This window comes from Pseudomonas sp. 18.1.10 (assembly GCF_024655625.1).
Taxonomy (GTDB): domain Bacteria; phylum Pseudomonadota; class Gammaproteobacteria; order Pseudomonadales; family Pseudomonadaceae; genus Aquipseudomonas.
In genome coordinates this window covers 1-4,345 of sequence record NZ_JANLGL010000334.1, presented here as the reverse complement: position 1 = coordinate 4,345, position 4,345 = coordinate 1, and the positions used below count along the sequence as shown (strand labels likewise).

Annotated in this window: 4 protein-coding genes; all 4 read right to left on the bottom strand. The window is 63.5% G+C overall.

The window, feature by feature from the left end; genetic code table 11:
* Window positions 1-80: 80 nt before the first annotated feature.
* Entirely contained in the window at window positions 81-1,346 is a 1,266-nt protein-coding gene (gene urtA / locus NUV89_RS28055) for an urea ABC transporter substrate-binding protein (protein WP_038842928.1), read from the bottom strand.
* A 186-nt stretch (window positions 1,347-1,532) separates the two neighbouring features.
* Window positions 1,533-2,543, bottom strand: a complete 1,011-nt coding sequence (locus tag NUV89_RS28050) for an iron ABC transporter permease (RefSeq protein WP_257783878.1) — start codon at window positions 2,541-2,543, stop codon at window positions 1,533-1,535.
* Entirely contained in the window at window positions 2,540-3,487 is a 948-nt protein-coding gene (locus tag NUV89_RS28045) for an ABC transporter substrate-binding protein (RefSeq protein WP_257783877.1), read from the bottom strand. Before NUV89_RS28045 ends, NUV89_RS28050 begins: the two co-directional genes overlap by 4 nt.
* Window positions 3,484-4,266 carry an ABC transporter ATP-binding protein gene (locus NUV89_RS28040; RefSeq protein ID WP_257783876.1) on the bottom strand — a complete coding sequence of 261 codons (783 nt, stop codon included), beginning with the start codon at window positions 4,264-4,266 and terminating at the stop codon, window positions 3,484-3,486. The genes NUV89_RS28045 and NUV89_RS28040 overlap by 4 nt, the downstream gene beginning before the upstream one ends.
* Window positions 4,267-4,345: the final 79 nt, after the last annotated feature.

The window sequence follows — 4,345 nt, the reverse complement described above, 5'->3', positions numbered from 1 at the left end:
TGGATCAGTGACAGATGCATCGACTGACACACCGCATTCGCGAGCAAGCCCGCTCCCACATTTTTTAGACCGGGTCGGGCTTAGTTGCTCTTGACGGCGTAATCCGGCTTCTTGTCATTGCCCGGAATGTACGGGCTCCACGGCTGTGCACGGATCGGCTCCTGGGTCTGCCACACCACCGAGAACTGCCCATCGGCCTGGATCTCGCCGATCATCACCGGCTTGTGCAGGTGGTGGTTGGTCTTGTCCATGGTCAGGGTGAAGCCCGACGGCGCGGCAAATGTCTGCCCGCCCAGGGCTTCACGCACTTTGTCGACGTCGGTGGACTTGGCTTTCTCCGCCGCCTGCGCCCACATGTGGATGCCCACGTAGGTGGCTTCCATCGGGTCGTTGGTCACGGCTTTGTCGGCGCCCGGCAGGTTGTGTTTCTTCGCGTAGGCTTTCCAGTCGGCGACGAACTTCTTGTTCACCGGGTTCTCCACCGACTGGAAGTAGTTCCACGCCGCGAGGTTGCCCACCAGCGGCTTGGTGTCGATGCCGCGCAGTTCTTCTTCACCCACGGAGAACGCCACCACCGGTACGTCGGTGGCTTTCAGGCCCTGGTTGGCCAGTTCCTTGTAGAACGGCACGTTGGAGTCGCCGTTGACGGTGGAGATCACCGCAGTCTTGCCGCCGGCGGAGAATTTCTTGATGTTGGCGACGATGGTCTGGTAATCGGCATGGCCGAACGGGGTGTAGACCTCTTCGATATCTTTATCCGCCACGCCTTTGGAGTGCAGGAACGAGCGCAGGATCTTGTTGGTGGTGCGCGGGTACACGTAGTCGGTGCCCAACAGGAAGAAGCGCTTGGCCGCGCCGCCTTCTTCGCTCATCAGGTATTCCACGGCCGGGATGGCTTGCTGGTTCGGCGCTGCGCCGGTGTAGAACACGTTCGGCGACATCTCTTCGCCTTCGTATTGCACCGGGTAGAACAGCAGGCCGTTGAGTTCTTCAAACACCGGCAACACGGATTTGCGCGACACCGAGGTCCAGCAGCCGAACACCACGGCGACCTTGTCCTGGGTCAGCAGCTGCCGGCCTTTTTCGGCGAACAACGGCCAGTTCGACGCCGGGTCGACGACCACCGGTTCGAGCATCTTGCCGTTCACCCCGCCCTTGGCGTTGATCTCGTCGATGGTCATCAGCGCCATGTCTTTGAGTGACGTTTCGGAGATGGCCATGGTGCCGGACAGCGAATGCAGGATGCCGACCTTGATGGTCTCGGCGGCCTGGATCGTCCAGGTCATGCCCATGGCGGCAATGGATGCCGAAAGAGTGAAAGCCTTAATCAAGCTGCGACGCTTCATGGTGCAATCTCCGAGAGCTCAACATTGTTATGGAGTGGGCAAGTCGAGGAGGTGATTGCAAGCGCTGTGCCTAGTCGGGAAACGGCATGAAATGGTCGTTTCGCCCCGGGCGACGGGTGGTTGGCGCACCATGAAATGGCAAGGCGGGCCGGCAGGTGCGCCGCTGTGCGCTACAACGGGGCGCGTTCAGCGCCTGCGCATCAGGCCGATAAAAAACAGCCCGCCGATGGCCGCCGTGGCCACGCCGATGGGCAGGTCTTCGGGGGCGATCAGCGTGCGTGCGGCCACGTCCACCCAGACCAGGAACAGGCTGCCGAGCAGCGCACACACCGGCAGTAAACGACGATGCTCAGCGCCCACCAGGCGCCGCGCGATGTGCGGGATCATCAAGCCGACAAAGCCGATGGAGCCGCTGATGGAGACCAATACACCGGTCATCAGCGAGGCCACCAGGAACACCTTCAAGCGCACCGTGCGGGCGTTGATGCCGAGGGTCACGGCGGTCTGCTCGCCGGCCATCAGGGCGTTGAGCGGGCGAGCCATGCCGACCAGTACCAGCAGCCCCAGCAGCACCGTCGCGGTGGGGATCGCCAGCAGTTCCCAGCGCGCCAGGCCCAGGCCGCCGAGCATCCAGAACATCACCGCCGACGCGGCGCGATGGTCGCCCATGAACAGCAACAGATTGGCTGCCGCCATCATCACAAACGACACCGCCACGCCGCACAGCAGCAGGCGATCACTCTCCAGGCGGCCGTTGCGGCTGGCCACCGCCAACACCACCAGCATGCTTGCCAAGGCGCCGATAAAGGCGGCGATGGGCAAGGTCAGCAGGCCGACGATTTCCCCCACGTGCAGCACCACGATCACGGCGCCCAGGGTGGCACCGGACGTGACGCCGAGCAGGTGCGGATCGGCCAGCGGGTTGCGCGTGACCGCCTGCAACACCGCGCCGATCAACGCCAGCCCGGCGCCGACCAGCGCACCGAGCAGCATGCGCGGCACACGGATCAGCCAGACGATATGTTCCTGCCCTGCCGGCCAGTTCACTTCGCCGATCCCCAAGGCCTTGTACACCACGATCCGCCACACTACGTCCACCGGCACCCGCGCCGGGCCAAAGCCCAGCGAGATCACACAAGAGGCGAGCAACAGCGCAGCGAGGGCGACGAGCAACAGGGCGTAGCGACGGCTGGTCATTCGCCGTGGAACCCCTTGGCCAGCGTTTCGACGGCCTGCACGTTATCGATGCCCGGCGTGGCTTGCACGTACGGGATCACGATAAAACGCTGGTTCTTGATGGCGTCCACCGCTTGCAGCGCCGGGTTGTTCAGCAGGAACGCCTGCTTCTGCGCGGCGGTGATCTCGCTGTAGTCGACGATCACGATCACCTGCGGGTTGCGCTCTACCACGGTTTCCCAGTTGACGCGGGTCCAGCTGGCCTCGATATCGTCGAGGATATTGCGCCCACCGGCCGCCGCGATCAGCGCCTGGGGCATGCCCAGGCGGCCGGAGGTCATGGCGCGGTCTTCGCCGCTGTCGTAGAGGAACACGCGGGGTTTATCGGCGGGCAGGTCTTTTTGCACCTCATCGACCTGGGCCTGCATCTGCGCGATCAGGGTGTTGGCGCGGTCTTGCACGTCGAAGATCCTGCCGAGGTTGCGCAGGTCGTTATAGGTGTCGTCCAGCGTCGCGGCCGGGCGCTTCATGACGAAGGCGCAGGATTCGGTCAGCTCGTACACGTTGATGCCCAAGGGTTGCAGCGTGGCGGGCGTGAGGTCGCCGCCCACGCGCATGCCGTAGTCCCAGCCGGCGAAGAAGAAATCCACGTTGGCGTTGAGCAGGGTTTCTACCGACGGGTACTTGCTCGCCAGTTCCGGCAAGCCGTCGAGGGTGCTGGCCATGTCCGGCGTCACCGACTTCCAGCCTGTCACGCCGCTGTAGCCGGCCATGCGCGGCTTGAGGCCGAGGGCGAGCATCATCTGGGTCATGTTGATGTCGTGGCTGACCGCATGCTTGGGCGCTTCCTGGAAGGTCACGTCGCGGTTGCAGCTTTTCACGGTGACCGGGTAATGGGTGGCTTCGGCGAAGGCTTCCGAGGCGCCGAACAGTAGGGCTATAGCCAGCAGGGAGCGCAGGGTCATGGTTGGGTTATCCAGGTGATTCGGGGGTAGTCGGACAAGGGGTGGCGGTCGATCAAGGCTTCGACGCCAAACACCTCGCGCAGCAGTTCGGCGGTCAGCACTTCATGGGGCGTGCCGCTGGCGACGATGCGTCCGTGGTGGATCACATACAGGCGGTCACAGAACGCGGCGGCCAGGTTCAGGTCGTGGATGCTCGCCAGGGTGCCGATGTTCAGGCGCTTGACCAACCGCAGCAGCTCAAGCTGATAGCGCGGGTCGAGGTGGTTGGTGGGTTCGTCGAGGATCAGCAATTGGGGTTGCTGGGCCAGGGCGCGGGCGAGGATCACCCGTTGTTTTTCCCCGCCGGAAAGGGTGGCAAAAGCGTGGTCTTCGAAGCCGTGCATGCCGACGGAGTGCAAGGCGTCTTGCACCAGTTGCTGGTCGTGCAGCGTGTCACCATCGAACAACCCCTTGTGGGGCGTGCGGCCCATGGCGACCACTTCATCCACCCGCAGGCCGAAGGCATCGGGGAATTCCTGGAGCACCACGGCGATGCGTTGCGCGCACCATTTGGCGCTTTGCTTCCACACGTTCTGGTGGTCGAACATGACGTCGCCGCGCGCCGGCTGGGTGAAGCGATAGGCGCAGCGCAACAGGCTGGTCTTGCCGCTGCCGTTGGGGCCGATCAGGCCGACAAACTCCCCCGCACCGACCTGCAGGCTGGCGTCACGCAGGTGGAACTGGTGATGGCAGTGGCTGGTTGGGGACCAGTTGAGGTCGGTTAGGGTTAGCGATGTCATCAATACTCTCAGGTCAAACCAGGTCTAAATGTGGGAGCGGGCTTGCTCGCGAATGCGGTGTGTCAGTCAATACATCTGT

Bases quoted from the DNA above. Each gene is read 5' to 3' on its own strand.
- urtA (WP_038842928.1), bottom strand. From the start codon at position 1,346: ATGAAGCGTCGCAGCTTGATTAAGGCTTTCACTCTTTCGGCATCCATT.
- NUV89_RS28050 (WP_257783878.1), bottom strand. From the start codon at position 2,543: ATGACCAGCCGTCGCTACGCCCTGTTGCTCGTCGCCCTCGCTGCGCTG.
- NUV89_RS28045 (WP_257783877.1), bottom strand. From the start codon at position 3,487: ATGACCCTGCGCTCCCTGCTGGCTATAGCCCTACTGTTCGGCGCCTCG.
- NUV89_RS28040 (WP_257783876.1), bottom strand. From the start codon at position 4,266: ATGACATCGCTAACCCTAACCGACCTCAACTGGTCCCCAACCAGCCAC.